Annotated in this window: 20 protein-coding genes and 1 pseudogene; 7 read left to right on the forward strand and 14 right to left on the reverse strand. The window is 37.5% G+C overall.

The window, feature by feature from the left end; all coding sequences use genetic code 11:
• The 4 genes from WBM60_RS01445 to WBM60_RS01460 all read right to left on the reverse strand — a co-directional run.
• A partial coding sequence (locus WBM60_RS01445; RefSeq protein WP_424282670.1) for a DUF7133 domain-containing protein occupies positions 1–630 on the reverse strand: 630 nt, incomplete at its 3' end.
• A 35-nt stretch (positions 631–665) separates the two neighbouring features.
• Complete coding sequence (locus tag WBM60_RS01450) at positions 666–2,864, reverse strand: M28 family metallopeptidase (protein WP_424282671.1); 2,199 nt, start codon at positions 2,862–2,864, stop codon at positions 666–668.
• Between the two features lie 42 nt (positions 2,865–2,906).
• Positions 2,907–3,401 (reverse strand): CIA30 family protein, encoded by a 495-nt coding sequence (locus tag WBM60_RS01455; protein ID WP_424278224.1) that lies wholly within the window; start codon positions 3,399–3,401, stop codon positions 2,907–2,909.
• Positions 3,402–3,675: 274 nt separating this feature from the next.
• Positions 3,676–4,299, reverse strand: coding sequence for a DUF2306 domain-containing protein (locus WBM60_RS01460; RefSeq protein ID WP_424264293.1), 624 nt, complete (start codon positions 4,297–4,299; stop codon positions 3,676–3,678).
• A 178-nt stretch (positions 4,300–4,477) separates the two neighbouring features.
• On the opposite strand from WBM60_RS01460, the gene WBM60_RS01465 reads away from it, so the two are divergent.
• Positions 4,478–5,086 (forward strand): trimeric intracellular cation channel family protein, encoded by a 609-nt coding sequence (locus WBM60_RS01465; RefSeq protein WP_299163482.1) that lies wholly within the window; start codon positions 4,478–4,480, stop codon positions 5,084–5,086.
• On the opposite strand, the gene WBM60_RS01470 is transcribed toward WBM60_RS01465, so the two are convergent.
• Positions 5,087–5,800: a peptidylprolyl isomerase gene (locus WBM60_RS01470; RefSeq protein WP_424276818.1), complete on the reverse strand. Its 714-nt coding sequence runs from the start codon at positions 5,798–5,800 to the stop codon at positions 5,087–5,089. It abuts the gene before it with no gap.
• Between WBM60_RS01470 and WBM60_RS01475 the strand changes: the two genes are divergently transcribed.
• The gene (locus tag WBM60_RS01475; protein WP_424276817.1) at positions 5,799–6,440 is read left to right on the forward strand and encodes an NUDIX hydrolase; all 642 of its coding nucleotides are present in this window, start codon (positions 5,799–5,801) and stop codon (positions 6,438–6,440) included. The two genes, WBM60_RS01470 and WBM60_RS01475, sit on opposite strands and share 2 nt — an antisense overlap.
• A gap of 25 nt (positions 6,441–6,465) precedes the next feature.
• Positions 6,466–7,269 carry a lysophospholipid acyltransferase family protein gene (locus WBM60_RS01480; RefSeq protein WP_299163478.1) on the forward strand — a complete coding sequence of 268 codons (804 nt, stop codon included), beginning with the start codon at positions 6,466–6,468 and terminating at the stop codon, positions 7,267–7,269.
• Here the strand turns inward: WBM60_RS01480 and WBM60_RS01485 are convergent.
• From WBM60_RS01485 to WBM60_RS01500, 4 genes are all read right to left on the reverse strand, one after another.
• The gene (locus WBM60_RS01485) at positions 7,266–7,910 is read right to left on the reverse strand and encodes a hypothetical protein (protein ID WP_424262578.1); all 645 of its coding nucleotides are present in this window, start codon (positions 7,908–7,910) and stop codon (positions 7,266–7,268) included. The two genes, WBM60_RS01480 and WBM60_RS01485, sit on opposite strands and share 4 nt — an antisense overlap.
• Before the next feature lie 4 nt (positions 7,911–7,914).
• Complete coding sequence (locus WBM60_RS01490) at positions 7,915–8,409, reverse strand: RNA polymerase sigma factor (protein ID WP_424262580.1); 495 nt, start codon at positions 8,407–8,409, stop codon at positions 7,915–7,917.
• A 132-nt stretch (positions 8,410–8,541) separates the two neighbouring features.
• Positions 8,542–9,969: an amidohydrolase gene (locus tag WBM60_RS01495; protein ID WP_424282672.1), complete on the reverse strand. Its 1,428-nt coding sequence runs from the start codon at positions 9,967–9,969 to the stop codon at positions 8,542–8,544.
• Between the two features lie 192 nt (positions 9,970–10,161).
• A complete protein-coding gene (locus WBM60_RS01500; RefSeq protein ID WP_424282673.1) occupies positions 10,162–11,061 on the reverse strand; it encodes a site-specific tyrosine recombinase in 900 nt (299 codons plus the stop codon).
• Positions 11,062–11,267: 206 nt separating this feature from the next.
• Here WBM60_RS01500 and aroQ point away from each other — a divergent pair, with 206 nt between their 5' ends.
• Positions 11,268–11,681, forward strand: coding sequence for a type II 3-dehydroquinate dehydratase (gene aroQ, locus WBM60_RS01505; protein ID WP_424276421.1), 414 nt, complete (start codon positions 11,268–11,270; stop codon positions 11,679–11,681).
• Here the strand turns inward: aroQ and WBM60_RS01510 are convergent.
• The 5 genes and pseudogenes from WBM60_RS01510 to WBM60_RS01530 form a co-directional block, all read right to left on the reverse strand.
• Positions 11,676–11,963: a DUF3817 domain-containing protein gene (locus WBM60_RS01510; RefSeq protein ID WP_424260299.1), complete on the reverse strand. Its 288-nt coding sequence runs from the start codon at positions 11,961–11,963 to the stop codon at positions 11,676–11,678. The two genes, aroQ and WBM60_RS01510, sit on opposite strands and share 6 nt — an antisense overlap.
• 23 nt (positions 11,964–11,986) lie before the next feature.
• Positions 11,987–13,378, reverse strand: coding sequence for a dihydrolipoyl dehydrogenase (gene lpdA / locus WBM60_RS01515; protein ID WP_424260297.1), 1,392 nt, complete (start codon positions 13,376–13,378; stop codon positions 11,987–11,989).
• A gap of 63 nt (positions 13,379–13,441) precedes the next feature.
• Positions 13,442–13,992: pseudogene (locus tag WBM60_RS01520) on the reverse strand (DUF1572 family protein).
• Between the two features lie 56 nt (positions 13,993–14,048).
• Positions 14,049–14,549, reverse strand: coding sequence for a peptide-methionine (R)-S-oxide reductase MsrB (gene msrB, locus WBM60_RS01525; RefSeq protein ID WP_424260295.1), 501 nt, complete (start codon positions 14,547–14,549; stop codon positions 14,049–14,051).
• Positions 14,550–14,683: 134 nt separating this feature from the next.
• Positions 14,684–15,238 carry a collagen-like protein gene (locus WBM60_RS01530; protein WP_424260293.1) on the reverse strand — a complete coding sequence of 185 codons (555 nt, stop codon included), beginning with the start codon at positions 15,236–15,238 and terminating at the stop codon, positions 14,684–14,686.
• Positions 15,239–15,443: 205 nt separating this feature from the next.
• Here WBM60_RS01530 and WBM60_RS01535 point away from each other — a divergent pair, with 205 nt between their 5' ends.
• Genes WBM60_RS01535 through glgB form a run of 3 tightly spaced genes read left to right on the forward strand, consistent with a single transcriptional unit; the run spans position 15,444 to position 20,927 of the window.
• Positions 15,444–17,384 carry an alpha-1,4-glucan--maltose-1-phosphate maltosyltransferase gene (locus tag WBM60_RS01535; protein WP_424282674.1) on the forward strand — a complete coding sequence of 647 codons (1,941 nt, stop codon included), beginning with the start codon at positions 15,444–15,446 and terminating at the stop codon, positions 17,382–17,384.
• A gap of 2 nt (positions 17,385–17,386) precedes the next feature.
• Positions 17,387–19,021 carry a trehalose synthase gene (locus WBM60_RS01540; RefSeq protein WP_424260289.1) on the forward strand — a complete coding sequence of 545 codons (1,635 nt, stop codon included), beginning with the start codon at positions 17,387–17,389 and terminating at the stop codon, positions 19,019–19,021.
• A gap of 10 nt (positions 19,022–19,031) precedes the next feature.
• Complete coding sequence (glgB, locus tag WBM60_RS01545) at positions 19,032–20,927, forward strand: 1,4-alpha-glucan branching protein GlgB (protein WP_424260287.1); 1,896 nt, start codon at positions 19,032–19,034, stop codon at positions 20,925–20,927.
• Positions 20,928–21,002 lie beyond the last annotated feature (75 nt).

Below are 21,002 nucleotides of genomic sequence, written 5' to 3' on the forward strand. Positions count from 1 at the left end.
CATATCGGGTCCTATACCAACAAAAATATCATCCTCCCGCACTAATAAGGCGCCTGCAACATCTGTAATTTCTTCATTAAAATCTTCCAAAATACGTCTGGAAACATCAGCAACACCATCCTTGTCGGTGTCTTCCAGTTTCCATATTTCATCTTTTTCAACGGTGAGATCCTTCCAGTCGTGTATACTGTCGTTATTTAGATCAGGAAACCATTCGTTCTCTTTGCTGAGCTCAGGAGCGAATGTTTTGCGCAAAAAAGCACGCCTGTCTTCTACCGTTTGTAGACTAATGGAGGCCGTCATCCAATCCTGATGCCCCCTGATATCAAATTCAGAATTTTTTTGCCTGTTGGTTCTCGTTAGATATACATTGCCTTCATCATCTATGTCAATGGCAATGGGATCCGGAGCCAATGAATCTGATGCCCATAAGTCCAATTTTAATCCATCTGCCAATTTTGGCGAAATATACTCCTGACTTACATCAACCAAGGTCGCTGCAGATAAAGAATCCAACTTGTAAGTTAAGGGAGTTTCCTTTGGTATTTTTGACTTTTGACTACATGAGTGTGCCAATAAGCCTATTGTTATTAATGCGATAATAAATGAGACGTATCTGTTTGAAATCATTATTATTTAATTAACGGGATTACTTTAAAATATGACTATTTATTCTTAGTAATGGAATAAATAGATTTAATATGATTATTTAAATTATTCAGGGTTTGAGCTAGTTTTTTGATTTGTTCCTGAGCTTCCGGCCATTCTTTTTGCTCTATAGCTTCCCTAACACCAGGTAAGGTTTTAACTCCATAACCGGTATAGAAGCCTGGTGCATAAATCTGATGTTTGTACCATGGTCTTCTGGGTAATCCGGAGGCATCTGTTAAAGCAAGTTCGGAATGCATTAGTTGCTTATTCATTGTTTCAAGTTCGCTATCAGAAAGTGAATTTATATCTATTGAATTGAACAAAACAATTGTTGCCCTGAGGCTGATCATACTATTTAGAATAGGTGTAAAATCCAGATAAGGTATATGCTCTTTTTTCTTAGGTTCAATAAAGGGTTTAACCGGATCTGAGGCCAGATAAAAGGCATTTTCATCGATCAGCTTATTATGTTTTTCCACAGCTTCTCTCATGGTTTCGCAAGACTTAATTACTTCCTCAAGATAGGTTGATACTGTCTCACGCAAGGGGTCGAATGCGAATGGTAAAATATCGGCATTTGCGAGTCGCAATACAATTCTGCCTGCTGTCTTTGCCAGGGCCGCCCCGTAGGCAAATTCAGGATCCTTAAAACGTTTATAATGGGTATAAGTATCATAGATAGTATGATATTCTCCACCGGCATTTTCGCCGCCAAATCCTAAATTTAGCGAAGCAATTCCCGCATGTTGAATAAATGGAGTGTAATCAGATCCTGAGCCCAGGGCATAAAGCTCAAATTTATCATCTCCTCCATTTATCATGTCCTTTGCAATTTTTCTTTCTTTAATAGAAACACCTTTCTGGGGATCTGAAACAACCTCGGCTACTTCACTTACCAAGGTCTGCAGGGTATGGGAGCCCCCAGCGTTGAAAAAACCTCTGCCGTTCCCGTCGGTATTAATGTATGCAACGGCTTTTTTCTGCAGTTCTTCTTTATGATGTTCCACCCATTCCGTTGAGCCAATCAGTCCTGGTTCCTCGGCATCCCATGCGCAGTATACCAAAGTTCTTTTTGGGCGCTGTCCTTTTTTAGCTAATTCACCAATTACTCTCGCTTCCTCCATTAAAGCCACCATACCACTCACAGGATCGGCAGCACCATGCACCCACGCATCATGATGGTTGCCACGCAAAACCCATTCATTTGGAAATTCGGAACCTGAAAGGGTGGCTAAGACATTGTAAGCCGGTTGTAATTGCCAGTCAAATTCAAGTTTTAAATGAACTTTTGCAGGCCCTGGTCCTATATGATAGGTAATTGGTAATCCTCCCCGCCATGAAGCAGGAGCGACCAAACCTCCAAGTGCTTCGATCAATGGTTCAGCATCTTCATAGGAAATAGGTAATACAGGTATTTTTGTTATTGTAGGAGCGTCTTTTCTGTCCAATCTATCAGCTTCAACTGTGGCTCCATAACCGGGTGTAAGGACATCTCCGGGGTAAAGAGGCATATCCATTACAGATCCTCGTTGCACTCCGGTCTTATTTTTAAATGCCCCTTTTGGATAAACATCTCCCTGAACATAACCGTCATCCTCAGGATCTGAATAAATGATACAGCCTATAGCTCCCTTTTCAGCGGCTAATTTTGGTTTAATTCCGCGCCAGGATCCGTAATATTTAGCGATAACTATTTTTCCTTTTACGTCTATTCCCAGTTTTTCCAGCTCTTCGTAGTCTGCCGGTATGCCGTAGTTCACAAATACGAGTTCTGCCTCAACATCACCGTCCGTAGAGAATGCATTATAGCTGGGTAATAACTCATCTCCCTGCTCAGTATATTTATCACCAGGAACGGGTACTGCAGTTAATTTAGCCTTATATGCTTTGGGTTCTGTTAATTCGAGAATTCTAACTTTAGGATAAGGAAAGAGAACCTGGTAGGTTTCTATTTTTGCATCATAGCCCCAGGATTTGAATTGCTTCAAAATCCATTCTGCATTTTCTTTTCCATATTCACTACCTACATAATGGGGCCGGGCAGCCATTTTTTTCATCCAGGAATCCAAATTACCTGTGGATATTTTGGCATCAAAAGAGGCTTCCAGATCTAATTGTTTTTTTAAATTTTCAGGTTTAAATCCTTTAATATTCTGGGCATTCATGGCCACAACAAAAAAGATTAAAAGGAGCAGGAGGTATTGTTTATTCATATTGGTTTTTTATTATAAAATATTTTAAGTTGTATATGCTGGCTATTCTAATTCTATTTTGTCAAGATATAATTTAAAATCTTCATTTTTTTTGTTGCCAATCAAAATCGCAAATTGCTCCATATATTCCCCAGGGTAATTGGGAAGATCTAGTTTATTTCCACGAAATGACGGGATCATATTTGAAAACAGAATTTCCAAAGTCTGCCATTCTCCATTAGTATTAATATAGGCGATATATGAATAATAATCTGAAACCCTGGTTTTTACCCTTATTTGATATCGCTTACCATCGCCTTTAAGACGTATAGTAATTTTCTTATAACTGCTTACCGATTTTGATTCGAAATTGTAACGAACGGAAGAGAAACCACCATTATTTTCGAGAGATACATGCCCAGTAAAAAAGCCATCTCCTTTATCATTAACTGAGAAGTTCCCTTTTGACAGACCTCCCATTACACCATCATTCACCACACTCCAGTTTTGAATATTACTTTCTTTAGAGAAATCAAATAGAACAAAAGGTTTGGACATTATTACTATGAAAATTATTAGAAATAAAAATTTCATGAATACAAGACTTCAGGTTTTCTTCTTAAATATTGTTATAAGAAGAATTTTACTTAACAATAGTTATTTTAATCCTATTAGCTCATTTTTAGCTATAATGGATTGATTTTAGATACTAAGAGATCATTTTCTAAAAGTAATGATAAAAATAAACTCAATTTTCTTAAAAAATAACTCTATTTTATCATTTTTTACTTCTAAATAGGCAGAAAGGGAGTCCTCTAAACAATCAGAAGATTCAGTTAAGTCTTCTTACGATAAAAAACTCCGCAATAAGAATATTTGGGACCCAACACAACCAGGCAATAATCTTATAAGCCGGAATAAAGTCCATCTGCATTAACCCAGTGAATAAAGGCAGGTAAAGACGAAGTGTAACAGCGGCAAAGCAGAGGGCGTAACTTCGGATCATCCAGCGCTGATGTGCATCAATATTCATTTTTTTAATACTGATGTAGGCATTTGAAGTGGTAAAAAGCCAAAGTAAGGCTAATCCCGCAAATCCAAGAGCGGGAATTATCCCTCCTGTAGCAAAAAAAGCAATACTCAATCCCGCAATCCCGCTTAGGAAGACAGCTCCAACATAAATTTTCCCTAAAACCCTATGCAACGCTGGTCTTTTTCTTCTAAGCTTTTTGTAAAATTGAGAAAACCCCGTTAGCAGGGCAAGTCCGCCTAAAAAAATATGCGTATAAAAAGCGGCCAGATAGATAGAACTATTTAGTAGTGTCTCGGATTTTGATCCTAAAAGACTTTGTTCATAAGGAAGTCCAATAAATCGCAATGGATATAACCCAATGAAAATGGCAAATAACCCAAGAAAGAAATAACCAGTGTTGAGGCGTCCTTTTTTTAAATCCATATTATAATTTCAATCTAGGCTACATTGGGTTGATTTTACTTCACAGTTCCCATGATTTAAGTTTACGATAATATTGTCATATTTACAAAAATCAATTCTTTTATAGCCTCTTGTCCTGGCTAAGTTTATTTTTATAGTTTTAACGCTCAAAATAAGATATATCTAAAAAGGAGGAATTATGTTTTACTTTTTAATGGATCTGCTTGGCACTGTAGCTTTTGCAATATCTGGTGTGCTTGTAGCCATGGATAAACGCCTGGATCTATTTGGAGTATTTATAATTGCATTTGTCACAGCGGTAGGAGGTGGTACACTTAGAGATTTGCTTATTGGCAATACTCCTGTGGCCTGGATGCTTGAATCTACTTATATAATTACCATTATAGGGACTGTTATTCTGGCCATTATTTTCAGGGAAAAACTTAGATATTTACGAAAATCATTATTCTTTTTTGATACGCTTGGAATAGGTTTGTACACTATGGTCGGAATAGAAAAGGGCCTAAACGTTAACTTACTTCCTGTAATGTGCATTATTTTGGGTACTATAACAGCTAGTTTTGGAGGCGTTATCAGAGATATCTTATGTAATGAAATACCGGTTATCTTTCGCAAAGAGATATATGCCACAGCTTGTGTAGTGGGAGGGTTGAGTTATTTCCTGTTACGAAAATTGCCTTTAGGTGATGAATACGTTTATCTGGCTTCTTTCCTAATAGTTATTGGGATTCGTTTAGTGGCAGTAAAATACAAAATTGCACTTCCCTCTATTTATAAAACTAAATAATCATTCAACAATTTCTGCTTTAAGAATATTGATATTTTGCATAGGCCAGTCTCCGGTATCTACAGGTTGCCGGTTAATTTTATCAACCACATCCATACCACTAATAACTTTTCCAAAGGGTGTGAAATCGCCATCTAAATGGTAGGAACCGGGATTTGTCACAACAATAAAAAACTCATAAGGAGAGGCAAGCATATGCGGATTATCTATTTCACTACTGGGCATAGAAATTGTTCCTCTGTGATGCTTATAACCTTTTCTGGTATCAGGAGGTAGAAGGTATCTGCCAATTTCTTTTCGTTTACGGGCCGTTTCAACGTTGTCTGCATTGCCTCCCTGTATGATAAAATCTTTTACAACTCTGTGGAACATGGTATTGTCAAAATATCCTTTTTTCGTGAGGTAAATAAAGTTTGCCTTGTGATAAGGGACATTATCATAGAGCTGTACCGTAAAACTACCCAAACTGGTAGTAAGCTTTACTTTGGTAGTTTTTAGATTTTTTTGGTAATCAAAAAAGAAATCTATGGCATTTTCTTCGGTGAGTAAAAATGTTTCCTCCTCTTTGATTTCAGCTATTGTATCTGCTACTACGGTCTCTACTTTAAGGGGTTTTGTATTTTCTTCCTTGGGGTTTGAAGCCGGGGATTGTTTGCATGCACCAAAAAAAAATAGTGGTAATATTGCAAGGCAGGTAAATTTTAAATAAGACATGAATTATAATGATTTTGCACTTCAGGTAGCAAAAATAAAAAAACTCCCTCTTCCGGGGACACCTTCACACTATAAAATGGCTCCTGAAATCCGTATTCAGGAGTTAAAAGCAATGAAAAGGAAGAACACAATTCCAAAAAAGGCAGGGGTTGTCGCTTTATTTTATCCAGATGAAAGGCAGTTAACAAATCTGTTACTCATTTTACGAAACACCTATCCCGGGGTACATTCTAATCAAATTGGATTTCCCGGAGGGAGAGCTGAAAAAAAAGATAAAGATTTACTTGAAACGGCCTTGCGTGAAACTCATGAAGAAGTTGGTGTAAAACCGGGGGATATTCAAATAATCAGATCTTTAAGCGAAATTTATATCCCGCCAAGTAATTTTGAAGTAAGACCCTATATAGGGTTATATGATAAAAGACAACCTTTTGTAAAACAGGAAGATGAAGTAGAGGAATTGGTTGAGGTACCTCTGATTGATTTTATGGATGATTCTAAAATGACCACTCAGATTCTCACAACTTCTTACGCAAATAATATTGAGGTACCTGCCTTTAAATTAATGGGTTATACCGTTTGGGGAGCAACGGCGATGATGCTAAGTGAAATCAAAGAACTTTTCAAACAGGTGTTATAAGTCATATTTTGTAGTTTTGTAGTCTATGGGGTTATTTAAGGAAAATCCATTTGGACATATTTTATTTATAAAGAAGTGGTTAATTCGCAGTTTGGGACTTATCACCCATCAGCGGTATAAAGGTTTTAATACTCTTGAAATAGAAGGTTCTGAAATAATACGCAACCTTCCTGATAAAAATGTATTATTTGTAAGTAATCATCAGACCTATTTTGCTGATGTGGTTGCCATGTTCCATGTGTTTAATGCAAGTTTACACGGAAGGGATGATTCCATAAAAAATATAGGATATTTATGGAACCCCAAATTGAATATTTACTATGTGGCCGCGGCGGAAACCATGAGAAAGAGTCTCTTAACAAAAATGTTCGCTTACGTAGGTTCCGTGAGTATAGAAAGAACCTGGCGTGCGGAAGGAAAGGAAGTCAACAGGCAGGTTAAGATGAGTGATATTTCAAATATTGGGATGGCTCTGAATGATGGATGGGTCATCACTTTTCCACAAGGGACAACTACACCTTGGAAGCCCCTTCGAAAAGGGACAGCACATATTATTAAAAAGTACAAACCTGTGGTAGTACCGGTGGTTATAGATGGTTTCAGGAGGTCGTTTGATAAACAAGGACTACTTATTAAGAAAAAGGGTATTCTACAGTCTTTGGTTATTAAAGAACCATTGGAGATAGATTATGACAATGAATCTGTTGATTCCATAATAGAAAAACTTGAATATGCCATTGAACAACATCCTTCATTCTTAAAAGTAATTCCCGAAAAGGAATTGCAGGCATATGAAGAGAAAAACAAACAACGTAAATGGAGAGGTTAAACCTCCAGCTTTTTTAATTCGTTGTAATTTTTGCGAAGCCTTTTCAGAAGTATTCCATAAAGCAGTTTATAGAAAAACCAGATCAAGATCAACACAATGGTAATAGCCACAAGGACCATTCCAAATAGCATTACCCAAAAAAGCGTTTCATTTCCTGCCTGTGAGGCAGCTACCTTAATTTGTTCGCTGCTTGCACCATAATTCAGATTACCATAAAGACTTACAATTAAGTAGGCTACAAATATTCCTATGTTAAACCAAACATATTGGGAGACTGTTCTTTTCACATTTAAGATGGTCTTCATTAATTTTCTCGAAGATTCCGTTAAGGATATGAGTTTGTAATTAGAATAAAACTTATATATAAAATAAATTAATACAATATAATTTATGATTGTAAGCGTGGTTGTAATTTCATAAATATGCCAGGTCTTTTCAAGCTCCAAGGATTCCTTACTATAGGAAATTAAATTAAGAACCGCCCAAAAGACAAATTCGATTATACTTATGTAAAAAATCCATTTAACGGTAGAGGATGACTTCTTTTTAATCATCCTGTAGATTTCGTCAAAGGACAATTTAGGATGGTGTTCCTCCTTTTTTTGCCAGTCCTTCTTTAGTAATTCTAATTCATCCATCATAACCTTAGGGATTAAGTATGGTTCTAAGTTTATTTTTAACACGGTTCATTTTCACCCTGGCATTCACCTCACTAATTCCCAGTGTCTCGGAAATTTCACGGTAATCTTTGTCTTCCAGGTAAAGAAATACCAATGCTTTTTCAATATCTCCCAGCTGCCTCACAGCTTTATACATTAACTGAAGTTGTTGTTCCTCGGTGGCATCATATTCATCTGTTTTAATTCTAAAAATAACCGAATCAAAATCCTGTGTTTTTATACTTCTTTTCGATTTCCTGTACAGCGTTATAGCTGTATTTAAAGCTACTCTGTACATCCATGTACTGAATTTGGATTCTCCTCTGAATTTCGGATATGCTTTCCATAGCTGAATGGTTATTTCCTGAAAAAGATCATTGTGTGCCTCCCTGTTCGTGGTGTATAAACTACACACCTTGTGAACAATATTCTGATTATTCTCAAGTTCCGTAACAAATTTGTGTTCCAGTTCGTTGTTCACGCTTCGGGTTGGTAGTGAATTATCTATTAGTAGGTTTTATTTCCGGATTGTTACATGCTTTCTCATTAAATGTAAACATATTTTTTCCCGGCCATAGGAAACCGTCATTGTGCAATATTAAATAAGGGTTTGTTATTTTCTGTAGTCCAGGGCAGGTGGCCTGTCTCCCAATAATGGGATATAAACAAAATCTGCTCCTCTTCGTTCTGAAAATTCAGCTTTCGCCTCATTAATTAGCTCCTGGTTAGCCAAAAGGTCTATTGCAGTTAGTGTCAGGGTTTTTGCCGCTACCATCATTCCTTTTTTACCAATTGTTGTCCCACCTGCAGCCACGGCCTGCCAGCTATGAGCCGGAGTTCCGGGAACCCAGGTTGCCGCACCCATACCTGCTGTAGGTACCGTAAAACTTACATCACCCACATCTGTCGAGCCCGCAGACTCGCCAACGGTATTGTAAGGTTGAATGTTTTCAGCAATTTCCAAATCAGCTTTGTCATACCCCATAGTTTTTGCAATCTTATCTGCAAATACTATTTCCTCTGGTGTATAGGTAATGCCTTGGACCTTTGTAAGATTGTCGTACATTAATTTTTGTAATGTCAGATTTGGCAATAGTTCATGGGTACCTCCAATTAATTCATAATCGGTAGTTGTTCCGGTACCCAATGCGGCTCCCTCTGCTGCTTTAACAATACGATCAAATATATTGATCACAACATCTCTTTTATCATGTCGGGCATAATAGTAAACTTCTGCAAAATCGGGTACAACATTAGGTGCTTTGCCGCCATTTGTAATGACGTAGTGTATCCTGGCTTCTTCCGGAATATGTTCCCTCATCATATTTACCATTACGTTCATGGCCTCCACCCCATCAAGGGCTGAACGCCCTTTTTCAGGAGAACCCGCAGCATGGGCAGAAATTCCGTAAAATCTAAATTTAGCGGATTTATTTGCAAGTGCGGCACCTGCGTTTGCCTCATTTTCGGCACCTGGATGCCAGTGTAAAGCGATATCTACATCGTTAAATAATCCATCCCGCACCATATATACTTTACCAGAGCCACCTTCTTCTGCGGGACAGCCATAAAAGCGAATGGTTCCTTTTGTATTACTAGCTTGCATCCAGTCTTTTACCGCTATAGCTGCCGCTGCAGAAGCAGTGCCAAAAAGATGGTGACCACATCCATGTCCAGCCGACTTATCTGCAGATTCTCTCTCAGGTACCGCCTTTTGAGATAAGCCGGGAAGTGCGTCATATTCCCCTAAGATGGCAATTATTGGTGCACCACTACCATATTCAGCGATAAATGCGGTCGGAATACCCGCCACACCTTTTTTTATCGTAAAACCCTCATCACTCATTGTTTTTTGAAGCAAAGCGGAGCTTTTTTCTTCTAAGTATCCCATTTCCGCAAATTCCCAAATATTCTGCGCTATGTTGGCATAAGCTTCAGATTTCTTGTTTAATTCCACAAGGACTTCGTCTTTGGTTTGTTGTGCCTTCAGAGAATTGAAACAAAACCCTATTAATACCGCAAGAAATACTAATTTTCGCATGATCTATATTTTTGATTTTCGAGATAAATATAGTCAAACACATAACTTCTGAGGTTATCTTGGTAAAAAATCATCAGATGTCGCACTTTATAGATACAATTTTAAAAGTATTGGCCTTTGGGTACGAAACAAGTAATATAGTTCATTTACAGATGAATAGCCATAGAATTAAAAGTTAAGAGCAGGCAGTAACTAGTTTTGTCTCGGATGAAATTTGTTCACCACTTCTGCAAGATGTGAACGATCTAAATGCATGTACACTTCCGTTGTCGTAATACTTTCGTGTCCTAACATTTGCTGAATAGCACGTAAGTCGGCACCATTTTCCAATAAATGAGTCGCAAATGAATGTCTGAAAGTATGTGGACTTATATTTTTGGATAGATCAATTTTAACAGCAAGTTGTTTTATGATTGTAAAGATCATAGCTCGTGTAAGTTTCTTTCCTCTTCGGTTGAGAAATAAAATATCTTCAAATCCCTTTTGAATTTTTTGATGATTGCGCACCTCTTTTCGATAAATAGTAATATATTTTTTATTTACATCACTTATTGGAACAAAACGTTGTTTATCTCCCTTTCCCGTAACTTTGATAAAATCTTCTTCAAAGAAGAGATCAGATATTCTGAGCCCGATTAATTCAGAGACCCTTAACCCGCACCCATAGAGTGTTTCCAGCATGGCTCTGTTACGTTCACCTTCCGGCGTAGATAAATCAATAGCTTTAATAAGACTATTAATTTCTATAGTTGAAAGGGTGTCTGGGAGTTTTCGGCCTATTTTTGGAGATTCTATTAAATCTAAAGGAGTGTCTTTACGGTAATCTTCAAAAACTAAATAATTAAAAAAACTTTTGAGCCCTGAAATTATACGAGCCTGAGACCTTGGGCCTACTTCTTTGGCTACCTCATATATAAAAAGTTGCAAAGTTTCACGATCCAGGGATATAGGGGATTTATCTATTCCATTATTTTCCAGGAATATTCTTAGTTTTTCTACGTCTCTTATATAATTGCTAATGGAATTGGCCGCTAAACCACGTTCTATCTTCAAATAGTATTCATAATCTGTTTCGGCCTGTTTCCAATTCATACTATAAAGATATTGCTTGTTTCTCTTAATTTGAAGTTTCGATTTTTTTTATCTCTATAATTCAGATATACAGTTTGCGGAAGAAGCAGTTTAACCAGTTGTTAATATGCCTATGAATAATCTGATTGACAGACTAAAAATATATTATAAACGAAGTGTATTTCATGTGCTTTTTTTGCACTATACATTTTATTACTTTTAACCCTATGAAAATTATAATTATTAACGGCCCGAACCTTAACCTTCTGGGGAAAAGAGAACCTGAAATCTACGGTGGAAAAACCTTTGAATCTTACTTTTCTGATTTACAATCAAAATTTAAGGATTTGGAACTGGAGTATTACCAGTCTAATATAGAAGGCGAACTAATAGATAAAATTCAGGAAGTGGGCTTCTCTTATGACGGGATAGTCTTAAACGCCGCTAGTTATACGCACACTTCTGTCGGCTTAGGTGACGCAGTTAAGGCTATAAATACGCCAGTAGTAGAGGTGCATATTTCGAATACACATAAACGTGAAGATTTTAGGCACGTTTCTTATATCTCATCCGGGGCTAAAGGCGTTATATTAGGATTTGGTTTACAAAGCTATGAGTTGGCAATCCGAAGTTTTTTATGAGGTTGCAAGTGGTTTTAGGTATTTCTCATCCATATAGAATGTGCCAAAAGGCAGAAGTGAAGCCAGTACAAGCATTACTATTTTTTTAGGAGCTATTTTCCTTTCAATCGAAAAGACTAAGGCCAAAATCATATAGGCTATAAACAAAAAGCCATGTATATAACCAATATAAACATTAGGTTCAGTGATATTTGCCCAATATTTTAAAGGCATGCTAAAACTGAATAAAAGCAAATAGGAGATACCTTCCAGAATTGCACTTAGTTGAAATATTTTAAGCATATATATTTTATTGATTAACCGGACTAAAGGTGAATAACTTCTCCATATGCATCTGCAACCGCTTCCATTACGGCTTCACTCATTGTTGGATGTGGGTGAACAGCCTTAAGGATTTCGTGTCCGGTTGTCTCTAATTTACGGGCAACTACTGCTTCGGCAATCATATCTGTTACGCCGGCACCTATCATATGACAGCCTAGCCATTCGCCATATTTAGCATCAAAAATCACTTTTACAAAGCCATCGGGATTCCCTGAAGCTTTAGCTTTGCCACTTGCAGAGAAAGGGAATTTACCAACTTTAAGTTCATAGCCTTTTTCTATAGCTTGTTTCTCTGTGAGGCCTACAGACGCAACTTCCGGCATACAATAAGTACAACCGGGAATGTTACCATAGTCCAAAGGTTCTACATGCATTCCGGCTATTTTTTCTACACAAAGAATACCTTCTGCAGAAGCAACATGCGCAAGTGCCTGCCCCGGGGTAACATCACCAATGGCATAATACCCCGGAATGTTGGTTACATAGTAATCATTTACAAGAATTTTATCTCTATCGGTAGCAATACCTACTTCCTCCAGGCCAATATTCTCAATATTTGATTTAATACCCACTGCAGAAAGCACTATATCGGCTTCCAGGATTTCTTCTCCTTTAGCGGTTTTTACGGTAGCTTTAACTCCATCCCCGGAGGTATCAACATGAGTAACCTCAGATGATGTTTTAATTTTGACTCCGGCTTTTTTGAAGCTGCGTTCTAGCTGTTTCGAAACCTCTTCATCTTCTACGGGAACAATATTTGGTAAAAATTCAACCACCGTTACTTCGGTCCCCATGGCATTGTAGAAATAGGCAAATTCAATTCCTATAGCCCCACTTCCCACAACTATCATTTTTTTGGGTTGTTTCTCCAGAGTCATTGCCTTACGGTAACCAATAATTTTTTTTCCATCCTGAGGCAAGGCGGGTAGTTCCCTGCTTCTGGCTCCTGTGGCAATAATTATATGCTCCGCACTATATTCCGTATCCTTACCTTCAGAATCTGTAACAATTACCTTCTTTCCGGGAGCTAATTTTCCAAAACCATTAATAACTTCAATTTTATTTTTCTTCATAAGAAATTGAACCCCCTTGCTCATTCCATCCGCTACATTTCTGCTTCGTTGAACAACTGCATCAAAATCTTTATCCACTCCATCTGCTTTTAGACCATAATCCGCAGCATGTTGTAAATATTCAAATACCTGGGCAGATTTTAATAAGGCTTTGGTAGGGATACATCCCCAATTTAAACATACACCACCCAGATTCTCTTTTTCTACAATAGCAGTTTTAAATCCAAGTTGTGATGCTCTGATTGCGGTTACATAACCTCCAGGTCCACTCCCTAAAACAATAATATCGAATTTGCCCATTCCAGTATTTTTTGTGATTTAAATTTATGAGGTCGCAAAGTTACAAAACCAAATTGAAAGCTTTTAAACTTCGTTAAGAATCTTAAATGAATCCTTGAATTTTGCCTTGTTAAATGCTTTTGATTGGCCTTTTGGTATAGAGAGTGATACCCAGTTTTCACCTTTTATGGTTTTACCCAGCAATACTATCTGACCTATGTGATAGGAATAATGTGTCAGTTGCCTGTTTATGGCCTGTGGGAGTGTATGTGGTTCGTTTCTTATTTTGATTGTACGCTCAAAAGTCTCCCGATTTATTTGTTCAATTGCATCAAAAAAGCAATTCCAACCTGTTTCCCATGCAACAAGCATTTCCTTTTTTGTTTTGTAGGAGGCTTCAAATTCTGAGTCCCTGTTTCTCCATTTTTTTCGCCATCTTCGGTAAGAAAGTTAGTCCATCTGCTGAGCATATTCCCAGATAAATGTTTTACCAGTATCGCAATACTATTACCGGAACTATCATATTTCCAATGAATATCTGAATCATCCAGTTGAATAAAAGTTTTGTCTCCAAGGGATTTATAGCGCTTGCATTCAAATAATAAACTTATCAAGTAATCTTCCTGTAAATTCATTTATTTCTAAGCTAATATCAAAACCCTTAACGATCTGTAATTCAAAAGACAAGTAGCTATTGTTCTTCGGGCACAAAACGCAGTGCGGCTCCATTTATACAATGTCTCAGTCCGGTGGTTTCCCGGGGGCCGTCCTCAAAGACATGGCCAAGATGCCCGCCACAAACTGCACAATGCTCTTCGGTTCTTTTATACCCAATTTTGTAATCTACGTCAAAGGCTACGTTCCCCTCAATTTCTCTGTCGAAACTGGGCCATCCCGTACCTGAATCAAATTTGTATTCGCTATTGAATAAAGCTGTTCCGCAGCCCGCGCATACATAGGTCCCTGCCATTTTATTTTTTAAAAACTCACTGGATCCGGGATTTTCAGTGCCGGCTTTTCTGAGAACATAAAATTGCAGATCCGTAAGTTCTTTACGCCATTCTTCTTCAGATTTAACCACTTTAAATGCCTCTGTTTGTTCTTCCTCTTTTTCAGTTACTGCTTCTTTTTCCTGAGAAACCCCTTTGCATCCCATGGAAATCAAAAGAATAATGCACACATACTTTTTCATAATAATCTATTTTTTCTTTTTCTATATTTTTTGACGGTTTTGAACTCAAAACCTTTCAAAGTTAAGAATAACTTCATAAAAAAATCCCTGCCTAAATATAGCAGGGATAGTTTTACTTTAATTTCTATATGTAACTACAATTGAATTCTGCTAATATTTGCTTCTGTTATGTTTAAGCTGCTCATAACTTCCCCAATATTTGAAGTATCCATTTTTGCGGATTGGGCAAATTCAGCCGGCACAATAGCTATTCTAAACACTTGATTATCTGTATCTCCCGGAGAAAGGGTTCCAAGGTCAAAATCTGATTCTAAAAAGACACTTACATCCAGAAAAGTAAAGTCATAATTATATTGGAGCAAACCCTGATTTAAAATACGAGTTTGAGGTAATAATCGCCAGATATCAAGGGGTTCTCCGTTACCATCTTCCGCAACATCCCATAAAATGTAAACCAGTACAACATCAGATTCGAAAACCTCTACTGTCTGTGGGAATTCATAAAACAGAGAATAGTTATTTCCGGCATCAAAAGTACCTTCAATCTCCAGGACCTGGCCCAAAATATTAATACCGTCTTCGCCGTTTAACCCGTCAAAACCAGGAGGTCCCGGAGGTCCTGTTGGCCCTTCACAGGACAAAATAATTAAAGTTAAAAATGCGCCAAATAGTAATGATATTTTTTTCATAATAGTAAATGTTTAATGATTAATATTTTAAGTCTGTCTTTTTAATTTTTTAAAATTTTACATATTGTCTTAACCCAGGAAACAAAAAGCGTTCCAAAAATAGATTATACAGCAGGATTATCTTGTAATTCGGCAAAAATTGAGGCTTTGAGGTATTGTATTTCAGATAATTTCCTATTTTTAGCAAAACCCAACTAACTAAATTATGATGTTAAGGCAACAACGTGTTGTAATTGAAAATATTACTCCTCAGCTTCACTGCGGAGCTTATTTTATTAAGCGAGTCGTTGGAGAATCTGTTACTGTATATGCTGATGTTATAGGAGACGGACATGATATAATTCAGGCAGAACTCCAATACAAACACTCAGCGGAGAAATCTTTTAATACGGAACGTATGGAACACCTTGGCGACGATGTCCATAGGGTTTCCTTTAAAGTTCTTAAGCAGGGATTTTATATTTACAGAATTTCAGCCTGGGTAGATCATGCTCAAAACTGGCAGCATGGTATCGAGGCTAAGCTGAAGGATAATCAGCACGTCAACAGTGAACTTTTGGACGGCGTACAACATTTGGAAACCCTGTCAAGTAGGATAAGTTCTGCTGACAAAAAGTATATAAATGATTTAATTGAGTCTTTTCAAAGCGAAGATTTATACGAGAAAGCTGTAAAGTATGCGGTTTCAGAAAGACTGCATAAGTTATTTGTTGAATATCCAAATCGTGTATTGGCTAATACCAGTGATGACCTTAAGGTTTATGTAGACAGGCTCAAAGCAAATTTCAGCACCTGGTATGAATTTTTTCCAAGGTCATCTTCGCCAGTGAATGGCAAACATGGTACTTTTAATGATTGTGAGCGCCTTCTGCCTAAAATAGCCGGCATGGGCTTCGATGTGCTTTATTTTCCTCCAATACACCCAATTGGTGAAGTTAACAGAAAAGGAAAAAATAATACTACAAATGCTCAGGCAGGAGATTCCGGAGTGCCATGGGCAATAGGTTCTAAGCTTGGAGGGCATAAAGAAATTCATCCGCAATTAGGTACCGAAGAAGACCTAAAAAGTCTTATAAAAAAAGCAAAAGAACTGGATTTGGAAATTGCACTGGATTTAGCTTTTCAGGCAGCCCCAGATCATCCTTACATAACAAGTAACCCGGAATGGTTCAGAAAAAGGCCCGACGGAACTATGCAGTATGCGGAGAATCCACCAAAGAAGTATCAGGATATTGTAAACTTCTATTTTGAAACCCCGGCATTTAAAGAACTATGGTCAGAACTGTTGGCGGTGACACTAAAATGGGTTGGTCTTGGAGTTCAAATATTTCGCGTAGATAATCCTCATACTAAGCCCTATTATTTTTGGAATTGGTTAATTGCTGAGGTTAAAAAGAAACATCCCGATGTGCTTTTTTTAGCGGAAGCTTTTTCCAGACCTAAGGTAATGCAGCAGTTGGCCAAGCAGGGATTTTCACAGTCATACACATATTTTACATGGAGGGTATATAAGCACGAAATTATTGAATATATGCTGGAGCTTACCCAAACAGAAATGAAGGAGTATTATCGACCAAATTTTTGGCCTAATACACCGGATATTAACCCATATCACCTGCAAGGGTCCAATGAGGCCATGCATATTGCACGTTATGCCCTGGCGGCAACCCTATGTGGCAATGTTGGAATATACGGGCCTGTTTTTGAGTATATGATATCTGATGCTTTGCCGGGAAAAGAAGAGTATCTGAATTCGGAAAAATATGAAGTCAAATTTTGGGATTGGTCTATTAAAAACAAACTAACCCTAATCATTACACGTTTAAATCAGGCCAGGAAAAATCATGAAGCATTACAACAAACCAACAATATCAGGTTCTGTAATATAGAAAATCACCAGCTTATAGCCTTTTACAAATGGAACGAAGATAAATCGGATGAAGTATTGGTTATAATTAACCTTGACTCACACTATTCGCAACGAGGAATGCTACAACTACCAATTAGCGACTTATCCATTAATATTGAGGAAGGGGCGACCATGCATGATCTTGTCACCGACAATAGTTATCTTTGGTATGATGAGTGGAATTTTGTAGAATTACACCCTGCATTGCCATTTCATTTGTTTCACATTAAAAATTAAGAATGTCCAAGAAAAAGCAGGACTCTATTTTACAGCCTCCCTACTCATTTAATGTGGCCTGGGAAAATTTGTTGGATGATAAGAACTTTATTAAAGTATTTCTTTCCGATGTACTTGAGGCCTATGTAGTTAATCAACGATGGTATGGAGGTAAAGCAAGTAAACTCAAATATATTGAACTCCGGGAATACTTCAGGATACAGCAGAAGGGTGAAGTATATTATGGATTATTGCTCGAAGTGAACTTTGAAGAGGCATTTTACCAGCATTATTTTTTACCCATTGCATTTGTTACGGACGAGAATTTTGCTGAAAAAGAAAGAATTCTCCCATTAAGCATTAACGGACAGGCAGGTTTTATAATAGATGCGATAAACCTTGAGGCTTTTAGGAAGTTAGTTTTTGAACGTATTGTCAATGCGGAACCAAATGACACTACCCGCGTGAGGTACCATAAAAGCCTTGGATTTCATGATACTGTTTATGAATCATCGCGTTTTATGGGTCTTGAGCAGAGTAATACTTCAGTAATAATCAACGATAAATCGGTTATTAAGTTCTTCAGAAGGATATACGCAGATAAAAATCCCGATTTTGAAATGAGTCAGTTTCTTTCGGAGCGAAAAGGGTACAAAAATACACCGGCTTATCAGGGTAGTATAAGCATAATGGACGCAGATAATGTGAACGTTACCATAGCATTAATGCAGGAGTTGGTTCCCAATCAAGGTGATGCCTGGGAATTTATGTTGAAAGAATTGCATAAAATTTTTAGCAACCTGGAATACAAGGGGATAAACGTTCATCAGTTGCCTCAGACGGAATTGTTTGAAAGGTTAAATATAAGGGATGTCCCACCTGAAATTATTGATTGGGCGGGTTTGAACATTTTCATAAAGCTTCAGGTACTGGCACAGAGAACCGCAGAGATGCATATTGCATTGGGTTCAGAGTTTGAAGACACGGCATTCACACCCACTCATTTTAATGGAGATTACGAGGTATGGCTAAAGAATAGATTGCTATACCAATTTCAGAATAGATTAAATACTGTTGAAAATAATCTTCATCGTTTGGAAGGTTTATCGCTCGATTTGGCTAAGGAGTTTTTGGAGCGAAAAAATGAGATTAGAAAACGCTTTGTAACCTTTGATTGGACCAAACTCAAAGGAGAAAGGATTCGCGTTCACGGAGATTATCATCTGGGTCAGGTATTGGTTCAGGATGATGATTTTTATTTGCTTGATTTTGAAGGAGAGCCAGAAAGTACAATTAGAGACAGGAAGGTTAAGCAGCCACCATTAAAGGATATAGCGGGTCTTTTCCGGTCCTTTCACTACGCAGTTTATGCAACAATTTTCAACCATATGGAGGAATATGCATATTCACAGGAAGATCTTTTTCTGGCAGGGGAGATTCTTTATCGTTACTTTATTGGAGTCTTTCTGGAAACCTATGCCAGTCTGATTCAGGAACATAATATAAATATCGGTTATCGCCAGGAAAGAATATTTCTTTTAGAGTATTGTATGCTTGAAAAGGCAGTTTACGAATTGGGATATGAAATGAATTCAAGACCCAGATGGGCCGTGATACCTTTGCAGGGTATTATGAGTATTATTAACGAACCTAAATAACAACATAAATATGGGCAATGTAATTCCCTATAGCTTATTATCGGATTTTGATATCAATCTTTTTAAAGCGGGTAAGCATTATCGGCTTTATAATCATTTGGGTTCACACCCCATGAAATACAAGGGTAAGAAGGGGACATATTTTGCTGTTTGGGCACCTACAGCCAAATCGGTCTCCGTAATAGGTGATTTCAATTACTGGGTGGAAGGGGAGCATCAGCTGAACGTAAGATGGGATGAAAGTGGTATCTGGGAAGGGTTTATTCCGGGAGTGGAGCAAGGTGCTCTGTATAAGTATAAAATACATTCAAATAATAACGATATTAAAACAGAGAAAGCAGATCCTTTTGCAAGATTTTGTCAGCATCCACCTAATACAGCTTCTGTAGTCTGGGATAATGCTTATAAATGGAAGGATAAGAATTGGATGGATACCCGTGAAACCAAAAATAGTTTAGACAAACCTTATTCTGTATATGAAATTCATCTTGGATCCTGGAAACGTACAAAAGACAATGAATTTATGTCTTATGTGGATCTGGCAGAAGATCTCGTTAAATACCTAAAGGAAATGAATTTTACACATGTAGAATTCATGCCGATTATGGAATATCCTTATGATCCTTCATGGGGTTATCAGCTTACGGGCTATTTTGCGCCTACATCCAGATTTGGTAAACCAGAAGATTTTAAACTGCTGGTTGATAAACTTCATCAAAATGATATTGGGGTTATCCTCGATTGGGTACCTTCCCATTTTCCTGAAGATGCCCATGGCTTAGGGTTTTTTGATGGCTCCTCCCTATATGAGAACCCCGACAGAAGAAGAGGATATCATCCGGATTGGAAAAGTTTGATATTTAATTATGGAAGAAACGAAGTTCGTGCATTTCTTATAAGTAATGCGAACTTTTGGTTGGATCAGTTTCATGCAGATGGTCTTCGTGTTGACGCGGTTGCATCAATGTTATATTTGGATTATTCTCGTGAAGAAGGAGAGTGGGAGCCAAATATTTATGGAAACAATGAGAATCTTGAAGCTATATCTTTTATCCGCGAACTCAATCAAGAGGTATATAGTAGTTTTAAAGGGATTCAAACCATCGCAGAAGAGTCAACTTCTTTCTCTATGGTCTCTAAGCCGGTGAGTATAGGAGGACTAGGATTTGGAATGAAGTGGATGATGGGTTGGATGCACGATACCCTTGAATACTTTAAAAAAGAGCCTATTTACAGAACGCACCATCAGAATGACCTTACATTTAGTATGACCTATGCCTTTACCGAAAACTTCATGCTTCCTTTTTCTCATGATGAGGTAGTTTATGGAAAGCAATCTTTATTATATAAAATGCCGGGTGATGAATGGCAAAGATTCGCTAATTTAAGATTGCTCTATGGATATATGTTTACGCACCCTGGTACTAACCTCATATTTATGGGTGGAGAGTTTGGACAGTCTTCCGAATGGAATTTTCAGCAAAGCCTGGATTGGCATTTGTTACAATATGATTACCACGCCGGAATTCAGGAGTTGGTAAAGGACCTTAACAAGCTTTATCGATCATCACCTGCACTTTATGAAAAACAATTCAGCCCTGAAGGATTTCAGTGGATTGATTACGGAGATTCTGAGAATTCCGTACTTACATTTATCCGCCGGGGACACGAGCCTAAAAACGACCTGATCGTAGCTTGTAATTTCACTCCGGTAATAAGAGAAGGATACCGAATAGGAATTCCAAAAAAGGGAACGTTGAAGGAGGTTTTTAATAGTGATGCCAAAAAATATGGGGGAAGTGGAAGTAAAAATACAGGATTAAAAGTTTCCAAAACCGTATGGCATGGTCATAAAACTTCTGTTGAGATTACAATTCCGCCACTTGGCGTGGTTGTTTTCCAATAAATCTGTACAACTATAACGTTATAGTTTATAATTGGTTGTCATATCGTTTTTCTTTTAAAAGTTAAAGTCTTTTTT

It is taken from the genome of Eudoraea sp. (assembly GCF_049669105.1).
In the GTDB taxonomy this organism is placed as follows: domain Bacteria; phylum Bacteroidota; class Bacteroidia; order Flavobacteriales; family Flavobacteriaceae; genus Eudoraea.